15 protein-coding genes are annotated in these 17,966 nt (G+C 34.4%); 11 read left to right on the forward strand and 4 right to left on the reverse strand.

Annotated elements, in window-relative coordinates; genetic code table 11:
- Positions 1–6 precede the first annotated feature (6 nt).
- The 11 genes from BKH42_RS00340 (at position 7) to BKH42_RS00390 (ending at position 12,169) form a co-directional block, all read left to right on the forward strand.
- A complete protein-coding gene (locus BKH42_RS00340) occupies positions 7–2,826 on the forward strand; it encodes a molybdopterin-dependent oxidoreductase (RefSeq protein ID WP_257874206.1) in 2,820 nt (939 codons plus the stop codon).
- Between the two features lie 9 nt (positions 2,827–2,835).
- The gene (gene fdh3B, locus BKH42_RS00345) at positions 2,836–3,489 is read left to right on the forward strand and encodes a formate dehydrogenase FDH3 subunit beta (protein WP_095293633.1); all 654 of its coding nucleotides are present in this window, start codon (positions 2,836–2,838) and stop codon (positions 3,487–3,489) included.
- A 1-nt stretch (position 3,490) separates the two neighbouring features.
- The gene (locus BKH42_RS00350; RefSeq protein ID WP_095293635.1) at positions 3,491–4,546 is read left to right on the forward strand and encodes a formate dehydrogenase subunit gamma; all 1,056 of its coding nucleotides are present in this window, start codon (positions 3,491–3,493) and stop codon (positions 4,544–4,546) included.
- On the forward strand, positions 4,543–5,337 hold the full coding sequence (fdhD, locus tag BKH42_RS00355; protein ID WP_343286862.1) for a formate dehydrogenase accessory sulfurtransferase FdhD: 795 nt from the start codon (positions 4,543–4,545) through the stop codon (positions 5,335–5,337). Before BKH42_RS00350 ends, fdhD begins: the two co-directional genes overlap by 4 nt.
- Before the next feature lie 3 nt (positions 5,338–5,340).
- Positions 5,341–6,237, forward strand: coding sequence for a tRNA (adenosine(37)-N6)-dimethylallyltransferase MiaA (gene miaA, locus BKH42_RS00360; protein WP_095293637.1), 897 nt, complete (start codon positions 5,341–5,343; stop codon positions 6,235–6,237).
- Between the two features lie 38 nt (positions 6,238–6,275).
- Positions 6,276–7,544: a hypothetical protein gene (locus BKH42_RS00365; RefSeq protein ID WP_095293639.1), complete on the forward strand. Its 1,269-nt coding sequence runs from the start codon at positions 6,276–6,278 to the stop codon at positions 7,542–7,544.
- A gap of 302 nt (positions 7,545–7,846) precedes the next feature.
- Positions 7,847–9,379: a bifunctional phosphoribosylaminoimidazolecarboxamide formyltransferase/IMP cyclohydrolase gene (purH, locus tag BKH42_RS00370; RefSeq protein WP_095293641.1), complete on the forward strand. Its 1,533-nt coding sequence runs from the start codon at positions 7,847–7,849 to the stop codon at positions 9,377–9,379.
- 80 nt (positions 9,380–9,459) lie between these two features.
- Positions 9,460–10,020: a YceI family protein gene (locus BKH42_RS00375; RefSeq protein WP_095293643.1), complete on the forward strand. Its 561-nt coding sequence runs from the start codon at positions 9,460–9,462 to the stop codon at positions 10,018–10,020.
- Between the two features lie 108 nt (positions 10,021–10,128).
- Positions 10,129–11,424 carry a glutamate-1-semialdehyde 2,1-aminomutase gene (gene hemL, locus BKH42_RS00380; RefSeq protein ID WP_095293645.1) on the forward strand — a complete coding sequence of 432 codons (1,296 nt, stop codon included), beginning with the start codon at positions 10,129–10,131 and terminating at the stop codon, positions 11,422–11,424.
- A complete protein-coding gene (locus tag BKH42_RS00385) occupies positions 11,424–11,705 on the forward strand; it encodes an AtpZ/AtpI family protein (RefSeq protein WP_095293647.1) in 282 nt (93 codons plus the stop codon). Before hemL ends, BKH42_RS00385 begins: the two co-directional genes overlap by 1 nt.
- On the forward strand, positions 11,702–12,169 hold the full coding sequence (locus BKH42_RS00390; protein ID WP_095293649.1) for a hypothetical protein: 468 nt from the start codon (positions 11,702–11,704) through the stop codon (positions 12,167–12,169). Before BKH42_RS00385 ends, BKH42_RS00390 begins: the two co-directional genes overlap by 4 nt.
- Here BKH42_RS00390 and BKH42_RS00395 read toward each other — a convergent pair.
- From BKH42_RS00395 to xseA, 4 genes are read right to left on the reverse strand one after another with little or no spacing between them, the layout of a single operon-like run.
- Entirely contained in the window at positions 12,158–14,737 is a 2,580-nt protein-coding gene (locus BKH42_RS00395; RefSeq protein ID WP_095293651.1) for a DEAD/DEAH box helicase family protein, read from the reverse strand. The genes BKH42_RS00390 and BKH42_RS00395 overlap by 12 nt on opposite strands.
- A complete protein-coding gene (locus tag BKH42_RS09835) occupies positions 14,734–16,188 on the reverse strand; it encodes a site-specific DNA-methyltransferase (RefSeq protein ID WP_095293653.1) in 1,455 nt (484 codons plus the stop codon). The genes BKH42_RS00395 and BKH42_RS09835 overlap by 4 nt, the downstream gene beginning before the upstream one ends.
- The gene (locus tag BKH42_RS00405) at positions 16,121–16,693 is read right to left on the reverse strand and encodes a site-specific DNA-methyltransferase (RefSeq protein WP_095293655.1); all 573 of its coding nucleotides are present in this window, start codon (positions 16,691–16,693) and stop codon (positions 16,121–16,123) included. Before BKH42_RS00405 ends, BKH42_RS09835 begins: the two co-directional genes overlap by 68 nt.
- Positions 16,694–17,965, reverse strand: coding sequence for an exodeoxyribonuclease VII large subunit (gene xseA, locus BKH42_RS00410; protein WP_095293657.1), 1,272 nt, complete (start codon positions 17,963–17,965; stop codon positions 16,694–16,696).
- Position 17,966 lies beyond the last annotated feature (1 nt).

The following is a 17,966-nucleotide window of genomic DNA, read 5'->3' on the forward strand; positions in this document are numbered from 1 at the left end:
AGATAGATGAGTGAAATCAACAACAGAACACAATCGCGTCGGACTTTTATGAAAATGTCCGCCTTAGCTGGTGTAGCTGGTTTGTCTCAAGCATTAGGAAATGATACAAAAGACATAATCAAACAAGCTAAGAAACAAGAACTCAAAGAAGCATATCCAGGATCAGTGAAAATAAAAACTATCTGTACGCATTGCTCTGTAGGATGCGGGATTATTGCGGAAGTAAAAGATGGGGTATGGATCAGACAAGAAGTCGCTCAAGATCATCCCATTTCTCAAGGTGGTCACTGCTGCAAAGGTGCGGATATGATAGATCGAGCTAGAAGTGAAACTCGTTTGCGTTACCCTATCGAAAAAGTGAATGGAAAATGGGAAAGAACGACTTGGGATAGTGCAATGGATAAAATCGCTAACAAACTCAGTGATATTAGAGAAAAAAATGGTCCTGATAGCGTTATGTTCATAGGATCTGCAAAAGTTAGCAACGAACAAAGTTATTACATTCGCAAATTTGCTGCATTTTTTGGAACTAACAATATCGATCACCAAGCTAGAATCTGACACAGCCCAACAGTCGCCGGTGTGGCGAATACATTCGGGTATGGTGGGATGACAAATCACTTAGGAGATATGCAATTTTCAAAATTTATCCTAGTTATTGGTGCAAATCCTGCCGTAAATCACCCTGTGGGAATGGTTCATATATTACGAGCAAAAGAAGCGGGAGCACACATCGTATGTGTCGATCCACATTTTAGCAAAACAGCTGCAAAAGCCGATGAATATGTTCGAATAAGAAGTGGTACGGATGTGGCATTTGTATATGGAATGTTAAATCATATTTATACTCAAAAACTCTATGATGAAAAATATCTCAAAGAGCGAGTTTATGGATATGAAGAAATCTTTAAAGAAGCTCAAAAATATCCTTTGGATGAAGTAGCAAATATTACTGGCATACCTGTGGATACTATTAAAAGAGTAGCAACACAAATGGCAAAAGCCAAACCTGCCTCTTTAATATGGAATCAAGGGCTCACACAACACACCGTAGGAACAAACAACACCCGTATAATGCCAATTTTGCAACTGATGTTAGGCAATATTGGCAAAAATGGAGGTGGGGTGAATATTTTAAGAGGACACGATAATGTTCAAGGTGCTTCAGATATGGGAAATTTATCTGATAGTCTTCCAGGTTATTATGGATTAGCACAGGGGTCTTGGAAACATTTCTGTGCCCATTGGGATGTGGATTATGAGTGGATGCAAAAACGATTTGCTTCTAAGGAAATGATGGAAAAAACAGGTTATGCACTATCAACTTGGAGATTTGGAGTCTTAGATGAAGAAAACTTTGCCAACAATAACAATACTCCTATAAAAGCACTCGTGGTTATCGGTAATGGAATTTCAACAACCTCATTACTTGATAAAACAAAAGCCGCACTTGATAAACTCGATCTAGTAGTTTTTATCGATCCTTATGTGAATGATGTGGCGGTCATCACAGATAGAAAAGACAATCTATTTTTGCTCCCTGCAGCATCTCAAATGGAATCAAGTGGATCTGTTGCAGCTACAAATAGAGGATATCAGTGGCGTTATCAAGTGATGAAGCCTATGTTTGAATGCAGAGAAGACCACGAAATTTTATTTGATCTTGCTCAAAGACTTGGATTCAAAGAAGAATTCCAAAAGTCCTTATACAATATCGCAAAAAAAGAAGGACGAAAAGATTTCATATGGCCTGATGATGCAACAACTGAAATGGCACAGAGCATTCGTAGCATAGGATTGCAAGGCATGAGTGCAAAACGCTTGAAAGAACATTGCGATAATTGGCATATGTTTGATAAAGTAACCCTAGCAGGTATGGGACCTATGAAAAATCAATACTATGGATTGCCTTGGCCTTGTTGGAGTGAAAAGCATCCAGGTACTCCTGTGATGTACAATGACTCTATTCCTGTAATGCAAGGAGGAATGGGCTTTAGAGTAAATTGGGGAATCAAAGCCCCTGATGGCACAAATCTCTTAAGTCCTAGAAGGTTACCAGGATCTAAAATCACAGGTCACCCCGCAATAACAGCTGAAAATATAGAAAGTGTTCTGGGTATCAAACTCACAGAAAAAGAAAAAACAAGCGTGAAGGGAACTTCTTTCTCAACTGGAACAACAAATATTCTAGTAGAAAAAGCCCTTCAAGCTGGATTATGCCCTTATGGAAATGGTAAAGCTAGGATGATTGTGTGGGATTGGTATGACAAAATACCTATCCACCGAGAACCATTACACAGCTACCGTCCTGATTTAACACAAAAATATCCAACCTTCCCTGATAAGAAAAATAACTTCAGGGCGAATCTAAAATACATCTCAAGACAAAAAGAAAAGGATTGGAAACAAGAATACCCACTTAATATGCTCACAGGAAGACTTGTAGCACATATGGGAACAGGAACAGAAACAAGAAGTGCAAAATATCTAGCGGAAATCTATAATGAGATGTTTGTAGAGATCCACCCAAATACTGCTCTTAGCCTGAATGTGAATGATGGAGATGATGTCTGGGTATATGGCACAAGTGGCACTAAAATACTAGTAAAGGCAAAATATTCTTACAGAGTGGATGAAGGAAGTGTCTTCTTGCCACAAAATTTCTCTGGTATTTATGAAGGAAAGAATCTTATTGATAGATACCCTCAAGGAACAAAGCCTTATGCAGTAGGTGAGGCCGCTTCTATGGTAACAAGCTATGGTTTTGATTATAACACTGCTTGTCCTGAAACCAAATGCGGTTTATGCCGCATAGAAAAAGCATAAGGAGAGAATATGAGCGTTACGAACACAAACAATCCAAACATAGATTCTGGAGGTTTTAACTTGCAAGATCACTCTAGAATCAAATTTTATTGCGATGATAATCGCTGTATTGATTGTCATGGCTGTGATGTTGCCTGTAAAGAGGCTCATCATCTTCCAGTAGGCGTGAATCGACGAAGAGTAGTCACTATCAATGAAGGCATTGTAGGTAAAGAAAGATCTTTATCTATCGCCTGTATGCATTGTTCAGATGCTCCTTGCGCAAAGGTATGTCCTGTAGATTGTTTTTATATTAGAGCTGATGGAATTGTGTTACACAACAAAGAGACTTGTATTGGTTGTGGATATTGCCTATATGCCTGTCCTTTTGGAGCTCCACAATTCCCTACTAGCGATGTTTTTGGCTCTAGAGGTTCAATGGATAAATGCACCTTTTGTGCTGGAGGTCCTGCACCAACACATAGCGAAAAAGAATACAAGCTATATGGACAAAATAGGATTGCAGAAGGAAAAGTCCCTGCTTGTGCGGCAATGTGTTCTACTAAAGCACTTTTAGCTGGAAGCTCCAAAGAAGTTAGTTCAATTATCAGGACACGAACTTTTGCACGTGGAAATGAAACGGCTCAAGTTCCATATATTTGGAGCAAGGCATATGGAGAATAAAATGATCAAAACACCATCTCCACTAAAAAATACATCTAGTAAATTTTATTGTTTTATCGGTAGCTATCAAAGTATTTTTCTTGCATTAGTGCTTTTATTTTTCCCTATAAAAAACATATTAGCTACCGAAATTTCGCACAATAACGCTGAAAAATCTGTGGATTTTAGTTATAACAAAAAGATTTATGGCACCAACCAAATTGAAGCTATCAAAAATTGGGGACTCCATTCTAGCACAGCTGGAGTTGTGAATGGACCACTCACACAAATGAATGGCACAAATATCAGTGTGCTAAATAATGGAGATAAAATCACAGGAATTCGAGGAATCAAAGGACTTGGTGAAGGTTTTACAATTTTACAACACAAATTTTTTGCCCCGATTTTTTTAGCGGTGATTATTTTGACTATTGCTGTATTTTTTGGACATCACAAAATCATAGGAGCTTTGAAGTTCAACCATCACGCTAGAAAATTCAAAGTCTTCTCAAAATACAACATCATCATACATTGGGGAAGTGCTGTGCCCTTTGTTGTGATTTGTCTCACGGGTCTAGCTATGATTTTTGGAGATAAGCTTGGTGGGGGAATGCCCATAAGAATTGCCAAAAATATTCATTTTTTTGCTACTTTTATTTTTATTGTGTTTGGAATTTTGATGTTTTTAATGTGGGCTAAAGTCTCTATGTTCAAACTCTATGATATACAATGGTTCAAAATCATGGGGGGATATCTATCTAAAGATAGAATTACAATTCCTGCTGGGAAATTTAATGCAGGTCAAAAGATGTGGTTTTGGATAGCCACTATTGGTGGTTTTGTGATGGCAGGAACAGGTCTTATTATGCATTATTTTTATGGTGATATTAATTTTTTGCGTTTGAGTGCTATCATTCATAATGTCCTTGGATTTGGTGTGATTGCGATGCTCATCACTCACATTTATATGTCTGTATTTGCTATTGAGGGAGCTTTGGAATCCATTTTGAATGGAGAAATGGGGGAAGAAGAACTAGCCATAATGCATAGTTTTTATTACAAGGAACTCACCGAGTGAAAGCCAAGACTTTCCTTGCAGAAATTCCGTGTATTGTGGCATATAAAGACTCAAACACATTTGACACAAAAAAAGATATTATCATCACAGAAGAACGCATCGCTTTATATCTTAATGGCACAAAGATAATTTCAACAATGAGTATCCCTATAGATCAGGATGCTCACGCAGTGGGTTTTTTGCTCTCTGAAGGGGTGATTGAAAAAATAGAGGATATCACAAACATTCATGTATCTGATGATGGCTTGAGTGTGTTTATTGATTCAAAAATCAATGAAGATAATATTTCAAATCTCTATCACGAGAAGACTCTAACTTCTGGCTGTTGTGTTGGGGTTACGGGGAATTTTGAAGGCAAAATAACAGAAAAATTTATTTCTTCACAAATGAAAATCTCTATCAATAAAATCTGGAAACTTATTGAAGAGTTTGACTCTAGCAATGAACTTTTTAAGCTTACAGGTTGCGTTCATCAAGCCGTTTTGTGTTTAGAAAATAATAAATACGTAAAATCTGAAGATGTAGGACGACACAATGCTATTGATAAAGTGGTTGGAAAAGCAAAACTAAATAATCTAGATACTTCAAGTGCGATTCTATTAGTAAGTGGGCGTTTATCAATGGAAATGATTATGAAAGCAGGTATGCATGATATTCCTATTATTATCTCACGAGCTGCAACCACGCAACTTGGAATCAAAACTGCCCAGATGCTAGGTATCACCCTGATAGGATTTGCTAGAGATGATAAGCTCAATATCTACACCCATCCTGCTAGAATTGTATTGTGATAAATGAAGAATACCAAACTCATCGCTATTTTAGGCCCTAGTGCTAGTGGGAAATCTGCCCTTGCTATAAAAATAGCTAAAACCATAGATGCGGAGATTTTTTCACTTGATTCTTTGAGTATCTACAAAGAAATAGACATCGCCTCAGCAAAACCAAAAAAAGCAGATCTCGAGGCAATCAGACACTATGCAATCGATGAATTAAACATCACAGAACCCAATAATGCAATCATCTTCAAAAACCTGCTAGAAAATGCCATCAATTTCACAAAAAAACAAACTCTCCTTATAGTGGGGGGCAGTAGCTTTTATCTGAAATCCATATTGGAAGGCTTGAGCCCTATACCTGATATTTCTCCTAAAGAAAAAGAAAAAATCAACACTCAAATCAACTCCATACCAAATCCCTATAGCTTTCTTTTACAAATTGACCCACTCTATTCAAAATCTATCAAGGAAAATGACACTTACCGCATACATAAAGCTTTGGAAATATTTTTTAGCACACAAACCAAACCGAGCGAGTATTTTGTCACTCACCCTAAAACTCCCTTTCCCTGTCCTGTAAAACTCTATGAAATAAAAACCGATAGAGAGAATTTAAGAAGTAAAATCACTCAAAGAACACAACAAATGATAGAAGAAGGGCTCATTGAAGAAATAACCACTCTCTTGCAAAAATACCCTAAAAATTCGCAACCCTTCAAAGCAATTGGGGTCAAAGAATGCATTTCTTATCTAGAAGGTCATATCACTTATGAAGAACTCACTCCCCTTATTTCTACACACACCGCACAATTAGCCAAACGTCAGAGCACCTTTAATAAAACGCAATTCCAAAACATCTCTCAATTACCTCCAGAAGAAATCTATAGCAATATATTGAATTCTTTAAGTTAATAATCATTATAATTGCATTTATTTTTGGAGATAAATAAATGGATGTAAAAGATATTCTTGAGAGTAAAGATAGGCTTATTGCTCAATGTGACTATCATATCGAACTTTTAACAAAAGAATATAGTGATGTAAAATATTGTAATGAATTAAAAAAATTATTGCAATCTAAAAAAAAATTACTCAGTTCCATAAAAACAAAAAACTGTGAATGCAGTATTCATAGAATTGAAAATATTGATAAAAAAATTTATATATGTTATCATATTATTGATAATAATTTAAAATATTATAATAAAATTAAATTTCGTACAAATTTTATTAATATATTAATAAAAAATAATGAGTTTAATTTTTATAATATTATAAAAATTGGAATTAATTATAAATTTATTGCTACTTTAATATTTTTTACTATTGGAATATTCATATTTGGTAAATATTTTATCGAAATAGACTATTTTCCAAATCTAAATAGGGAAAATTTTATATATTATATCATTCTTTTTAGTATAAATATAATTTTATTTAGTATTCTATTTATGATATATCCTATTATTTTATATATAGTAATAGCTCCACTATTTAAAAATAAATGGATAAGCGAAAAAAAAATATTTTCTGTTGCACTAATTTTTATACTTCCATCAATAGTATATCTTTTATCTTTAAAGATTGATAATTGGATTGGAATTTCATTATTTATACTTACAAGCATACTTGCTGGATTATATATATCTACTAATACTTTTAATATTAAAAATATTAAGATTATTATATGTTATATATTTTATATATTTATTATTTTTATTTTAATTATTGTACCTATTTTTTGTATGAATCAAATTTTAATTTTAATTAATATAGAATTTTATAAAATACTTCTACTAAATTTTCTTGTGCTATTGATTTTTTATACTACAATTAGCGCTGCTATTAATTCAATATTGATTGAAAAAGTATTGGTACTTGTATTAATTACAATACCTAGTCTAATTGCAAGTGTGTCATCTTTTCCATTAATCATACACTTACTCCACTTTGGTAACTACACTCCTGATGCTCTTATCTTAGATCCAAAAGCAAAAGCTATCATTCCAGCTAACTTTCTAGATGCAAACAACACACTCAAAAAACCAAAAGTTCTATCGAATATGGGAGATGAATACTATATTGAATTAAAAATCTCAGATAAAAAGACTCTTCACCTCAGCATTCCAAAAAATCTGATCTTGAGCGAACAAACACAAAAAGAGGAAGAATCAGATGAATCAAAAGATATGAAAAACCAAACTGCTGCAATAAAATGATCTCTGAAATCACAAAAGGCAGTCCATTATAGATCGCAATCTAATTCCCAACCAATAACCAAACCACTGAGCCCCATCACATTTCCAAACAAACTCATAGGCACATAACTGAAAATTCCTTTTTGTTGCATCTTATTCTTGATACTTTTAGAATTTGATCATATTTTTAAATGTCATACAGCAAATCCATAACTTTTCAATCAATTCTAATAATTCCAAAATACCACAAGCTAAAAGGATTACAAATTTATATACTGCTTTTGCTATACTTTAACAACTCTTCTAAAACATAAAGGAATACTATGCAAGCATTACTAAGCGTGAGCAACAAAGAAGGTATTGTAGATTTTGCAAAGACACTTCACTCTTTGGGTTATGAAATTTTAAGCACAGGCGGGACGCTTAAAATCTTACGAGCAAACTCTATCCCTGCTATTGATGTGGGTAGCTATACACAAAGTCCTGAGCTTTTTGATGGTAGGGTCAAAACACTTCATCCTAGAATTCACGGCGGCATTTTGCATCGCAGAAACAACTCAAAAGATCTAAATGATGCCAAAATCCACAATATCAAATCAATTGATATTGTGTGTGTAAATCTCTATCCTTTTAAAGCCACAACGCAAAAAACTCAAAATTTTGAAGAAATCATAGAAAACATCGACATCGGAGGCCCATCAATGATAAGAGCGGGGGCAAAAAACTTTCAAGATGTGCTTGTGATAACAGAACCTCAAGATTATCCAATCATAATAGATAAACTAAAAAACAATTCCAACACGCTTGAATTTCGACGTGAAATGATGATAAAAGCATTTGAACACACTGCTGAATATGACTGTTTTATCGCTAATTATATGAATAGAGTTTTTCATAATGGAATGGGAGAGAAGGTTTTCATTTCAGGTGCAAAAGTTTCTCAAACTCGCTATGGCGAAAATCCTCATCAAAAAGGAGCTCTTTATGAGTTTGAAGATTTTTACAAAAATACATTTCAAACAATCAAAGGAGAAGCAAGTTTTAATAATTTCACCGATATGAACGCTGCTATAAAAATCGCTACAAGCTTTAAAAACTCTCCTGCTGTTTGTATCGTTAAACACGGGAATCCTTGTGGATTTGCAATAAAAGAAAATCTACTTGATAGCTACAAAGAGGCACTCAAATGCGATCCTGTGAGTGCCTATGGTGGTGTTTTGGCTGTGAATGGAATCGTTGATGAAGCTCTAGCGATAGAAATCAATCAAACCTTTATTGAGGTTTTAATCGCAGGTAGTTTAACTCCAGATGCTTTAAAAATTTTCTCAAATAAAAAAAGGATGAAAATTTTCAGTTCTGGTGGGATAAAGTTAGATTTTCCTAGAGATAAAATCGATTTTAAACACATAGAAGGTGGATTTGTCTATCAAGAAGCAGATTTCATCACAGAAGAAGAGATTAAAAATGCCAAACTAATGAGTGTGCTAAAAGCAACCCAAAGCCAATATAACGATCTGCATATAGCATATAAAATAGCTGCTCTTACAAAATCAAATTGTGTGACTTATGTCAAAGATTCCACACTCATTGCTATTGGAATGGGGATGACAAGTCGCGTAGATGCCTCAAAAGCGGCCTTAGCAAAAGCAAAAGATATGGGATTATCTACACAAGGAGCCGTTCTAGCTTCTGAAGCATTTTTCCCTTTTAAAGATAGCATTGAGATGGCTGCTAGTGCTGGAATCAAAGCGATTATTCAACCTGGGGGAAGTATCAGAGATGAAGAAGTCATACAAAGTGCAAATAAACACAATATTGCATTATATTTCACAGGCACAAGACATTTTTTGCATTAAAAAATATTAGATAAATTCTTGTTTATTAATTTTAATATAGTACAGTAGTAGTTTAATTCAAATATAAAAAGGAGTTCAGAATGAAAAAGTCAATTGCAGGTATTTTGGCAATCGCTTTATTTGGAATTGTTGCGAACGCAACTACTATTGATACAAGCAAGGCTCAAACCTCTTGGACAGCTTACAAAACCCCTACAAAAGTGGCTGTAGCCGGAACATTTAATGATATTGCTTATAAATTCGGAAAAAAATCTGATAGCATCGCTTCAACCTTAGAAGGTGCAACAGCTAGTATTGATCCGATGAAAGTAGATCTAAAAGATGCCACAAAAAATAAAAATATGAAAAATTTCTTTTTCTCTGGTTTTAAAAAAGGTGGCATTAAAGTTACTTTTAAAAATGTAATGGAAGGAAAAGATCAAGGAACTATCTTGGCGATGGTTAGAATGAATGAAAAAACTGTTAAAGTTCCTATGACTTATACTATCACTGATGGTAAATTTGTTGCAACGGGCTTGATTGATGTTATGGAGTTTGGCCTTAATGATGCTTTCAAAAAACTAGCTACAGGATGCCACGATTTACATGAGGGAATGACCTGGTCTCAAGTAAATATCAGCTTTTCTGCACCAATTAAATAAACTACTCAAGACTACGGATAATCCGTAGTCCTTCTCTTTGCATTTCAAATCAAACTTAACTTAATTCTAGCTATAATACCCCCAAAAACAAAAAGACAGGAGAATATATTGAACCTATTGTGCAGTATCAATGATTTTAATGAGGCCAAACAAGTCATTCCTGGTGGTGTTAATTCACCTGTTAGAGCATTTAAAAGCGTTGCTGGAACACCTCCTTTTATTTCAAAAGGAAAAGGCTGTCATATTTTTGATGTGGATGGGAATACTTACATTGATTTTGTTCAAAGTTGGGGGCCACTTATATTTGGGCATTGCGATAGCGATATCTCAGAAAATGTGAATGAGGCAATCAAAAATGGTTTGAGTTTTGGTGCTCCCACAGAACTAGAAACTTCATTATGTAAAGAAATTATTAGCCTTTATGAAGGAATAGAAAAAATTCGCCTCGTAAATAGTGGCACAGAGGCGACAATGAGTGCTATAAGACTTGCTAGAGGTTATAGCAAAAAAGATGACATCATCAAATTTGAAGGCAACTATCACGGGCATAGTGATTCACTCCTAGTGAGTGCAGGAAGCGGTTGTGCGACTTTTGGATCTCCATCTTCTTGGGGTGTTCCCCAAGATTTTAGCAAACACACTTTAGTAGCTAGATATAATGATATAGAATCTGTAAAGTCTTGTTTTGAAACTAGCAAGAATGTGGGCTGTGTCATCATTGAACCTATTGCGGGGAATATGGGGCTAGTTCCAGCAAGAATAGAATTTCTTAAAGAACTTAGAAAGCTCTGCGATCAATATGAAGCTGTGTTAATATTTGATGAGGTGATGAGTGGTTTTCGTGCCTCCATACGTGGTGTTCAAGGATATTGTGATGTCATTCCTGATATGGTGACATTTGGCAAGGTTATCGGTGGGGGTATGCCATTAGCTGCTTTTAGCGGAAAAGATGAAATAATGAATCTGCTCTCTCCAACAGGAGGAGTATATCAAGCTGGAACTCTTAGTGGTAACCCTATCGCTGTGAGTGCAGGACTAACTTCTATCTGTAAAATCAAAAAAAATCCTCAAATCTATCCTGCCCTTGAAGCTTTGGCAAAAAGATTAATGGAGGGATTTTTAAAAAATGCACAAAAATACTCTATTCCCCTACAGACTTGTGTAAGAGGGAGTATGTTTGGCTTCTTTTTTAACACAAGTGAGGTGCATAATTTTGAAGATGCTCAAAAAAGCGATACGCAAATGTTTGCAAAATTCCACCAAAAAATGCTCTCAAAAGGTGTTTATCTAGCTTGTTCTCAGTTTGAAACAGGCTTTATTTGCACTCCTATGAATGAAAGTATCATTGATGAAGTCATAGAGGCTTGCAGAGTATCCTTTGATGAAATCACAAGAGGCATATAGTGGAGAAAGAACCAAAATTCAAAAAACTCATCATAGGGGCAAATGATCTGAGTTTAGGCATATCTATTGTTGTGGCTATTTTATTAGGCGTGGGACTTGGATGGGTGTTGCAAAAATTCACTAACATCACTTGGCTATTTTGGTTAGGAGTTGCTTGGGGTATAGGGGCAGCTTTGCTCAATATCTACAAAGCTTATAAAAGAGTAAAAAAGGGATTGGATGATTTAACAAAAGATCCAAAATATGCTTACAAATCTGAAACATCTGAAGGCAAAAAATGAACTGTAAATATCGCTGTTTGATTATTTTTATCATTGTCAATATTGCTTTTAGCATTGTTTGCTCTGTTCTATGGAAGGCAAATGGACTGATAAATTTTCAAATTGGATTCTTTAGCTTTTTACTCGTTATCTTCAGCACTTATATCAGTTTGCAAAAAAAACTAAAAAAAGAACTCAAAGAAAATCAGTTGGAGACATCAAGTGATGACACAATCCAAGAAAATGATAATAAAAAAAAACCAAAAACACGCTTTAATTTTTCTACTCTCTTGCTTGGAATGCAACTCTCTATGGGGATTTTCAGGATATTGGCTTATCTCATATTGATTTTTGGAATCACCATGTTAATGAACAAGAATATTTTTCTAGCTATTCCCTATATCATGGGCATTATGATTTCTTTAGTTGGTGTTGTGGGATTAAAACTCCTCTTAGAAAAAACAAAAAACAAATCAAATCTGTAGGATCTTCATAAAACTATCATTGAATTCATTTGATTTGCTTTGATTAAAAAATGGCATTCCCATCACCTTCACTTTTTGCCTAAAATAGCCTTTATCGTCATTTTCTACTAGCATAGGTACTTCAAGGAGCTTTTTTAAGAATTCTTCCTTCCACTTATCAGATTCTTCTAGATGTTGCCCCTTTGGCTCTATGAAGCACTGCAAGATTTCAAAATTATTCTTTTGCTTTGGTTTGCCAAAAAAATAAAAATCTGGCTCAAAACGCTTGGTATTATCCTCATCACTGTTAATATAGATCGCCATTTGTGCATTGCGTTCATTTCTCACAAGCCACCATTGTGAAAATTTCTCATCTAATTTTTTAACATTATTCTCAAGAAAAATAAAATTAATAAATTCGCATTCTGTATCTGTACCTACAAAATTTTTGAATGCAAATGATTTTTTATCGCCCGTATCAATAATATTGACTCCTTTTGTTCTTGTGATATATTTATCCCCTATAAGTCTAAGAGGCGTTAAATGCCATGCTTTCATCTCTAGAGACTGAAGTTTTTTCTGCATTTCATTTTTAAATCTTTCACAAACTAAAATGGCTATTTTTAATTTTATCTCGGGCTTAGAAATGATTTGTTCTTTATGAAGTGAAAGTTTAATAGGACTAAAGTATTTTTTGATGAAATCTCGCCTAGTGCTAATACCGCCAAATAAAAGCTTTAGATTTTCAAATGTATAAAATTCCCCACTTTTATTCATCGCTTTTAAAATAATCACTTCTTCCAAGCTTAAAACAAATTCAAGCATTTTTCGATCTTGCAATGTTTGCATTTCTGAGGCCTGATCTAAAGCTTCAAGCATATTTTCTTCTTCAATATTGGTTCCACCAATGAGTTTTATTTTAATAAGTTCTTGAGAAATAGGAAGTTTTTTAATGCTATCAAGCTCAAAATAGCCACTCTTAGAATTTTTAACCTCGTCTTTGACTCTCATCACGCTATTAGTAGCAAAATAAGCATTTTGATAAATATCGCTATTTTTAAATTCATCTTTAAGGCTAAGAAGTATGCTCTCTTTATCATCATCTTTTAGGCCAATAGCTACAAGCTCTTTTTGAAGTCTTGTGATAAACTCATTTTCACTTGCACTATGATAAGTAAGTGTCTCTAGTGCTTTTAAAGGCTCTTTTGGATTGTCAAATTTTCGCTTATTTCTCTCTCCTGCAACGCTATTTTCCACCACTACTTCAAAAGGAAAATATCTCGCTCCTCTCCCAATGAGTTGTGCTTCTTTTGGAGTGTCATTGATCGCTCCTTCAATTAAACGCACAATATCAAAGAGATTAAGCACATCCCAACCTTCATTGAGTTTATCAACTGCAAAAACAACACGGATTTTATTGTTATACTCTTCTAGGGTATTGATAAGGATTTGATTATTTTTCAATTCATTTTCATCATTGATGTTGATGATGAAATCCTTATGAAACTCTCTTTTAATCTCATCTAATAAATCACTTTTAATCCTAGTTTGAAAATGCATCTTAGCATCATATAAAATCCCTGAATCTTCTTTGATATTTTCAAAAAACCCTTCTAATTTTTCTATCCTAAGATCATGCAGCCATTTCAAAAAAAGCTTTTCATTTTCCTTGCTCTCTTTGATGGTCTTGCTTTTATACAAAATCACTGGTTTTAGATAAATATTATTTTTTGCCGCTAGATTCTGGCGATATAATGAACAGATCACCGATCCAAATATTCGCTCAACTCGCTCCAATCCTTCATATTTTAATAATTTAATATCTTTAGAATATTTATCATCTTTGAAATTTTTGAGTGTGTATTTGAAGATAATTTTGTCTTCATATTTTTGCTCCACATTTTTATCTTTTGGCAATGTCGCACTGAATTCAAACATCAAATTATCTTTATTGGCTCTATAGATAGCTTTAACCACTCCTTCCCAGCTTCTAAGATCTTGATCTTCTGATTTGGTTTTAGATTTTTTGGTTTCAGCGTTGATATGATGAGCTTCATCAGCCAACATCACGATTTTTTTACCTTCAAAGTCCGCTATCGTGAGGGCGTTTTCACGCTCTAAATTTAGCAAAGAAAATAGACTCTGAACAGTAGTGAAAATGATATTTATCTGACCTTTTTTACAAGTATTGAGATTTTCACAAATATTGATAGAAATATTTTTAGAATCTATCACGATGTTTTGAGCAAACAGATATTTGGAACTTTTAGGATTAGAGAAATTTTGCCTCGTTTTCTCTACTATCGCAGTAGAATTAACAAAAAATATAAAATTCTCATACCCCCTAGCAAAACAATCTAATATCAAAGATGCCATGATCACTGTCTTTCCACTCCCTGTTGCCATATGAAACATCAAGTGAGATTGCTTACGTTTTTCAAAATTCGCAATATAATATTTCAATGCCATTATTTGGTATTCTCTGAGTTCAATCTTAGGATGCAAGTTTTCTATTATATGAGAAGGAATCTGCAGTTCTCCTAATTTAGGAGTTCCAAAATATTCTTTTATCTCCTGACATAATTTCATTTCTTCCCTCCATAGAAAATTTTATTTGCCTTTATTAGGGTTTCTGGAATTTCAAACTCGCTATCTTCCATCTCAGAAAGTGGCACATAAGAGAGATTCATATCTAAGCAATTTAAAAGAATATGTTTTTTATCTTCTAGACTTAGAGCCTCAAAATCACTATCCTTTGTAGTTTTCACAAAATCGATTCGATAGTTTAAAAAGGCATTTTTTTGCATTTTTGAAATAATCTCAGTGATGTTTTGCTCAGTTGCTTCTATGATGAGATTTTTGTAAGCTTCATTTAGTGGCATCAATTCAGCATATAAAAAACTATTAGGCAAAGCATCTCCTAAGAGGTTCTTAGGATCCCAACCTACTAGCTTACTCACGCCACCTTGTTCTCCTAGCACAACCTTAGAGAGCCTTTGCTTAGTGATATTTTCTATATAATCCATCTGCTCTATCCCTACCCATCTACGCCCCATCTTATGGGCCACTGCCAATGTAGTCCCACTTCCAGCAAAGAAATCCATCACGAGGTCGCCTTTTTGGGTTGAGACTTCGATGATTCGCTTCAGAAGAGCTTCAGGTTTGGGGTATCTAAACAGATCTACGATTTCTAAAGAAATGGCTTCTTTTGTAGCAACTTGATTCATATATTCATTGGTAGTAAATTCTAAAGAATCAAAGGTTCTTAGATTTGTTTTTAAATCCTTTAAATATCGTTTATAAATAAAACCTCTTTCGTTTTCTTTATGTTCCTTTTTGAAACAAATCCGTCCCTCATCAATATGTCTTTGAATGGTATTTTGAGAAAAATTCCAAAACCTCCCTACTGGAGGATAATCCTCTTTACCTGTATAGGGATTTTTGACTGCAAAATATCCTGTATGCGGATTTCCGCTTTTCGCACTTGGATCAGCACCCACCCAATCCCCATTGGGGTCATTATCAGGATTTTTATATTTACTTAGATCTTTTTCTCCACCCAAAAAAGAAATATTATTCTTATCTTTTGCAAAACACAAACAATTTTCGTGTTGAATATTCACCCCTATTTTCGCATCATTTGTAGTACTTTTGGTCTTGCGAATGAAATCGCCCACAAAATTCTCTCTGCCAAAGATCTCATCGCACAGTACTTTAAGATAGGCTTGTTCGTTGTCATCACACTGGATAAATATCACGCCATCATCACGCAGAAACTCTCGTGCTATCTCTAGGCGGTTCTTCATAAACACTAGCCAAGAAGAATGATTGAAATTGTCATTATAGTTGAAACTATCATTGCCTGTATTATAGGGGGGATCGATATAGATGAGTTTGACATTGCCATAAATGGAAGATACAGATTTGAGAGTATGCAGGGCTAAAAGATTATTGCCTTTTAGCAGTAAGTTATTAAAATCTGAGGGGGGGGGGGGTAAGGATAGAATTTTCCCTTGATGTTGGGATTTTAGTAATATCATTTTGTTCTGATAATTTTCCACTCTCTTCACTGATATAACTAAAATGATGCAATACTTTAGGTGAAAAAAGTCTATCTATGTCTTCACTTGCTAGGGTTTGATTGAAAAAGATTTCTTTTTTCTTATCGCTATCTTTAGATGCCCCTCCTTCCAAAACACAATCTTTAAAAGGAAAATTCAACACCACCTCTGTTTTTTGAGCTATGGAATCTCCTAGCGTATCACAGAGCGAAATTTTATTACTAAAGGCCGTATAAGAATCACTCAAGAAATTTTTCGAACTGATATAATCTAAAAATCTCTCCTTATCAAATACCCACACGCCATCTTTTAGCATTTTGAAATATTCATTTTTAAACTCAGAAAATAAAAACTCCAAAAGTTCGCTATCTAGATTTCTAGCATCGTATTTCACAAGATTGGAATTGACTTTTGCCTCTCCATCTTTTTGTAAAATATATTTTTTTATATTTTTTTCTAGTATCTTTTCTTCGACTTTATTCACCTACTTCTCCTCATTTGTTATTTCTAAAATTCTCGCTTTGAGTTCTGTATCTGTATCTATGAGATCTATTTCATCATCTTTTTGAAGTGTTTTTAAAGAGATAATCTTCCCTTCTTTTAGCACCTGAGCATAACCTGATTGAATAAAACTTTTGGGATTTTTCCCTTCAAGTTTTATCTGTAATTCCTGTATTTGTTTGAATTTATCAAACAAAAAATACTCCATAACAGGATCTAGATTTATCGAGGATAACTCTATTGCTTTGCTATGGAGAAGATTTTCAAAGGCTTTGTTTAAATAATTAGTGAGTTCATAGATTTCATTAGCATCTCGCTTAAATCTTGCTTCTACGCTCACTTGCCTTAAATCCTGATTAAGAGAAATGACCCTTTGCTCTTTTGCATTCAAAAGGTTTTCAAATGTCATATCATAACAAGCCCTTGTCTCATCAAGTCTTAATAGCCATTCTTGCTTATCAGGAAGTATCATTTCCATACAAGCTGAAGGTGTTGGGGCCCTTAGATCTGCCACAAAGTCACTGATAAGAAAATCTATCTCGTGTCCTACGGCGGAGACTATAGGGGTTTTGGCTTCAAAAATGCTATTTGCTACTATCTCTTCATTGAATGCCCATAAATCCTCTCTACTTCCCCCACCTCTTCCTATCACGATGATATCAAAAGCATCTTTGGTACCAAAAAAACTATCGGCATATTGTATATTTTTCACAATATCAAACTTTGCCCCTTCTCCTTGAACAAGCGTATTGATGAGAACTATATTAGTAAGATTCCATCTTTTTTCTGCCACCCTTAACATATCTTGGAGGGCTGCTCCTGTACTTGAAGTGAGTAAGGCTATTTTTTTAGGAAAGAGGGGAATATTTTTCTTCATGTTTGAATCAAAATAACCCTTTGTTTGAAGCTTTATTTTTAACTGCTCATATGCCAAACTCAAAGCCCCCTCACCGCTTGGCTCTATACTTTTACAGATAATCTGATATTCTCCCCTTGGAACATATACGCTAAGCCCACCATAAATCACTACATTTTGACCACTAGAGAGCTCAAATCTAAGATTCACGCTATTGCCTTTGAACATCACACATCTAATAGATGAGCTTTCATCTTTGATGCTAAAATAAATATGCCCACTGCTATGCTTGGTAAGATTGCTTATCTCGCCCTGAACACTCACATTCAAAAAAGTAGTCTCAACAAGAGATTTTATTTGAGTGTTTATTTGAGTGACCGATAATATCTGCGGATTCATT

It is taken from the genome of Helicobacter sp. 13S00482-2, from assembly GCF_002272795.1.
Lineage (GTDB): Bacteria > Campylobacterota > Campylobacteria > Campylobacterales > Helicobacteraceae > Helicobacter_J.

Excerpts from the sequence above, each read along its gene's own strand:
- fdh3B (WP_095293633.1), top strand. The coding sequence starts at position 2,836 with ATGAGCGTTACGAACACAAACAATCCAAACATAGATTCTGGAGGTTTT.
- BKH42_RS00350 (WP_095293635.1), top strand. The coding sequence starts at position 3,491 with ATGATCAAAACACCATCTCCACTAAAAAATACATCTAGTAAATTTTAT.
- miaA (WP_095293637.1), top strand. The coding sequence starts at position 5,341 with ATGAAGAATACCAAACTCATCGCTATTTTAGGCCCTAGTGCTAGTGGG.
- BKH42_RS00365 (WP_095293639.1), top strand. The coding sequence starts at position 6,276 with ATGGATGTAAAAGATATTCTTGAGAGTAAAGATAGGCTTATTGCTCAA.
- purH (WP_095293641.1), top strand. The coding sequence starts at position 7,847 with ATGCAAGCATTACTAAGCGTGAGCAACAAAGAAGGTATTGTAGATTTT.
- BKH42_RS00375 (WP_095293643.1), top strand. The coding sequence starts at position 9,460 with ATGAAAAAGTCAATTGCAGGTATTTTGGCAATCGCTTTATTTGGAATT.
- BKH42_RS00390 (WP_095293649.1), top strand. The coding sequence starts at position 11,702 with ATGAACTGTAAATATCGCTGTTTGATTATTTTTATCATTGTCAATATT.
- BKH42_RS00395 (WP_095293651.1), bottom strand. The coding sequence starts at position 14,737 with ATGAAATTATGTCAGGAGATAAAAGAATATTTTGGAACTCCTAAATTA.
- BKH42_RS09835 (WP_095293653.1), bottom strand. The coding sequence starts at position 16,188 with ATGATATTACTAAAATCCCAACATCAAGGGAAAATTCTATCCTTACCC.
- xseA (WP_095293657.1), bottom strand. The coding sequence starts at position 17,965 with ATGAATCCGCAGATATTATCGGTCACTCAAATAAACACTCAAATAAAA.